At 53.5% G+C, this 3,503-nt stretch carries 3 protein-coding genes and 1 riboswitch; all 3 genes read left to right on the top strand.

What is annotated here, in order from left to right; all coding sequences use genetic code 11:
* The first annotated feature begins 147 nt into the window (after positions 1–147).
* A complete protein-coding gene (locus NZ772_15915) occupies positions 148–1,314 on the top strand; it encodes an MFS transporter (GenBank protein ID MCS6815041.1) in 1,167 nt (388 codons plus the stop codon).
* 90 nt (positions 1,315–1,404) lie between these two features.
* Positions 1,405–1,520: riboswitch (Fluoride riboswitch) on the top strand.
* A gap of 92 nt (positions 1,521–1,612) precedes the next feature.
* Positions 1,613–3,253 carry a cation:proton antiporter gene (locus NZ772_15910; protein MCS6815040.1) on the top strand — a complete coding sequence of 547 codons (1,641 nt, stop codon included), beginning with the start codon at positions 1,613–1,615 and terminating at the stop codon, positions 3,251–3,253.
* A gap of 20 nt (positions 3,254–3,273) precedes the next feature.
* A partial coding sequence (locus tag NZ772_15905; GenBank protein ID MCS6815039.1) for a CrcB family protein occupies positions 3,274–3,503 on the top strand: 230 nt, incomplete at its 3' end.

Raw genomic sequence — 3,503 nt, 5'->3', positions numbered from 1 at the left:
AGAAACTAGGGCTAGCAGAAGGTAAACAGGTCTACGCAATTGTGAAAGCCTCGGATGTCATGATCGCAACGGATTAATTTAGTCTGGGAATGGTGTCGCAATCAGCTATTCTGAGGGTGCAAACGTGGATCAATCACCAGGGTTTTAATGGCTAAATCTCATGCTGCCCTCAGATTTGTCGTGTTGCTAGGATTTGTCAGTCTCTGCGCCGACGCTACCTATGAAGGGGCACGCAGCATCACCGGCGCCTATCTGGCCGTTTTGGGAGCTAGCGGTACAGTAGTTGGCCTAACGGCAGGGCTAGGGGAACTTATCAGCTATGGCTTACGGTTACTAACCGGGTATCTTAGCGATCGCACTGGACAATATTGGCGCATCACTACCCTTGGCTATGCTATCAACACCGCTGTAGTTCCCCTGATGGCCCTGGCAGGACGTTGGGAAGTGCTAGCAGGACTGATGATTGCCGAACGCACCGGTAAAGCCATTCGCACCCCCCCTAGGGATGTGTTGCTGTCCCATGCTGCTATCCGCATTGGTAAGGGCTTTGGCTTTGGCCTGCATGAAGCCATGGATCAGATTGGGGCAGTGTCAGGCCCGTTACTGGTGACGGCAGTGCTAGCCTGGCAAAAAGGCTACCCACCAGGGTTTGCTATCCTCGTGATTCCAGCCGTGTTGGGACTAGTGGCCCTGCTAATCGGTCAGTGGGTGTATCCCAACCCACGTGAGTTTGAACCTATTACCCAGGATTTGCATGGCGAGGGGCTACCGCGTCGATTTTGGATTTATCTAGGGGCAGTGGCTCTGATTGCCGCCGGGTTTGTAGACTTTCCTCTAATTGCCTTCCACCTACAGCAGGCTGGGCTGAACCAGCCGACTCAGATTCCCCTGCTTTACGCCCTAGCGATGGGGATAGACGCGATCGCTGCCCTCATCTTCGGCTACTGGTTCGATCGCATAGGCATGACTACCCTAATTCTGGCAATTGCACTCTCCTTGGGGTTTGCTCCAGTCATCTTCTGGGGTGGAACAGGTGCGGCGGTATTGGGCATGGTGCTTTGGGGCATCGGCATGGGAGCGCAAGAATCCATCCTCAAGGCTGTTGTTGCAGGCATGGTGCCACCAGAGCGGCGTGGCTCTGCCTATGGCATTTTCAATACCGGGTATGGACTGGCTTGGTTCATTGGCAGCGCTGTGATGGGCGTGCTGTACGATCGCTCCCTCATTGCCCTAGTGAGCTTTTCAGTCATCATGCAACTCCTGGCCCTGCTAATCCTATGGGTAGTGCGATTTGAAGCCAGATCAGCCCCATGAATTAGCCCGATGACAATGAGTGATTAGGATTTCTTGAAGCTCTGTAACATCTTCAACCTATCTAGCAATTTGCTCAATTTAGCGATATAAAGAAACCATGGCGATGGAGCTCGCCACAACCGCCTCCTAGTGTCAACCAGTCTCGGCCCATGAATGTCTAGGCCCCTGGCTTTGAACCGAAGAAGGCTGATGGCTCCTACTGTTCCGGCTTGCAGCGGAAGGTAGGGGCTTTGTTGTACCTGTCCAGTCTTTCCTCTGCGAGCCACGTTGGTCAACCGATTCAATGCAGCGTGGTGTAATGCTAGAAAGTTTAATTTGGATTCTGTTAATGGGCTTTTTTGTTGGGCAGATTGCTCGACGACTGAGGGCACCAGCCTTAATTGGGATGGTATTGGCCGGAATTGTGCTAGGGCCACAGGTGGGCAATGTCATTAGTCCAGAGGTTTTGGGGGCAGCTACCTCCCTGCGCACGATCGCCGTCATGGTCATTTTGATGAAAGCAGGGCTGGGACTCGATCGAGAAAAGTTAGCTCAGCAAGGCTCCGTTGCCCTACGGCTAGGATTTTTGCCCGCAGCTTGTGAAGCTCTGGCGATCGCGCTTGCTGCCATGTGGCTGTTTCAGTTTGATTTTGCCACCGGCCTACTGTTGGGCTGTGTGCTTGGGGCAGAATCGCCTGCCGTCATCGTCCCCGGAATGCTGCGGTTAAAAAGTTTGGGATGGGGAGTTAAAAAAGGCATCCCCGATGCCATCTTGACTGGTAGCGCCCTGTCTGATGTGCTGTTGCTGTTGGTGTTTAGCCTGCTGCTTGCATTTCTTTCCCAGAGCACGGCCACTGGCATCACCTTACCCGGCGGCCTTACCCTCAGTCCCTTACAACTGCTGCCCTTGCAGATCCTCTGCCAGATTGGCTTAGGGATTCTGTTGGGTTGGTTAACCGCCCGGATGTTAGTGTCACTACTCGCCAAACAGAACTGGACACAAAACGCTGTGCAAGATGCCCTAGTGGCAGCAGGCTTTGCTCTGTTGCTGGTGGTTTTGGCAGAAGATGTGCCGATTTTCTCAGGCTATCTGGCCGTTATGGCCACTGGATTTTTTCTGATTGAATTGGATGCCCCCCTAGCACGACGGCTGCGGGGCGGGTTTGATAGTCTGTGGGTGATTGCTGAAATTATCTTGTTTGTGCTGTTAGGAGCCAGCATTCAATTGCATGTATTGGGGAATACATTGCTGGTGGGGTTACTGGTGTTGGCGATCGGTACCCTAGTTGGGCGATCGCTGGGCTGGTACCTCTCCACCGTGGGCAGCAACTGGACTTGGCAAGAACGCCTGTTTCTGCTACCAGGAAATTCAGCAAAAGCAACCGTGCAGGCAGCGATCGGCGCTATTCCCCTAGCTCAGGGAATTGCTGGTGGCGAGACAATCTTGGCCCTCTCTGCCCTCTCCATTCTGGTAACTGCACCCCTGGGAGCTTGGGCAATCCCCACGCTGGCCCCCAAATTGCTAGAGCAGGGCGAGGTTGACCCAACCAAAGTAACCGTTTCCCGTCAGATTGTGTTACTGGCAGCGGTTGATACCTCTCCCCTAGCGACACGGGTGCTGACCAAAGCCGCAGAACTCGCCCGCCGCAGTGATGGTGAAGTCATCGTGCTCCACGTCATCCGCATCGACAATCCCCAAGAAATCGAGCAGTTGCGCCACCAAGCTAAGCAACTCTTAGCGGATATTCGCCATCGATTTATTACCACCTCTGGCTCCGTGCCAGAAGAAATTGTGCAAACAGCCCAAGAGTATGGTGTAGCGGAAATTATCATGGGTAAGCGCGGGCACCGTCCCCTAGAGGATGTGTTAGTGGGGTCAGTGTCTCAAGCCGTGTTGGAAACTAGTCCATTGCCCGTGCTGCTAGTGGAAGCTGATGTAAACGCCTTGACAGTTCGTTAACCTAATCGGGAGAACTTGCCATGCTTAAACCCATGCTGGAACGATTGATGTTACGACAGCCGGTTGTGCGAACTGTTGCCGCCATCTCCCTAGGAGCGATCGCCGGGGCCTTGTGTCGGTACTATTTTGGACTCGCTATGAATCACCTGCTGGGAATAGAAGTGCCCTACAGCACATTAGTCATTAACGTGACCGGATGTTTGGCCATGGGCATTGTGGCGACGCTATCCCTAGACCAGGTGGTTAACAT

The sequence above is a fragment of the Cyanobacteriota bacterium genome (genome assembly GCA_025054735.1).
GTDB lineage: Bacteria > Cyanobacteriota > Cyanobacteriia > SKYG9 > SKYG9 > SKYG9.
Note: the sequence above shows the minus strand (reverse complement) of the source record. Positions and strands in the feature narration are given on the sequence as shown.

Coding starts and splice junctions, on each gene's coding strand:
- NZ772_15915 (MCS6815041.1), top strand. CDS start 148: ATGGCTAAATCTCATGCTGCCCTCAGATTTGTCGTGTTGCTAGGATTT.
- NZ772_15910 (MCS6815040.1), top strand. CDS start 1,613: ATGCTAGAAAGTTTAATTTGGATTCTGTTAATGGGCTTTTTTGTTGGG.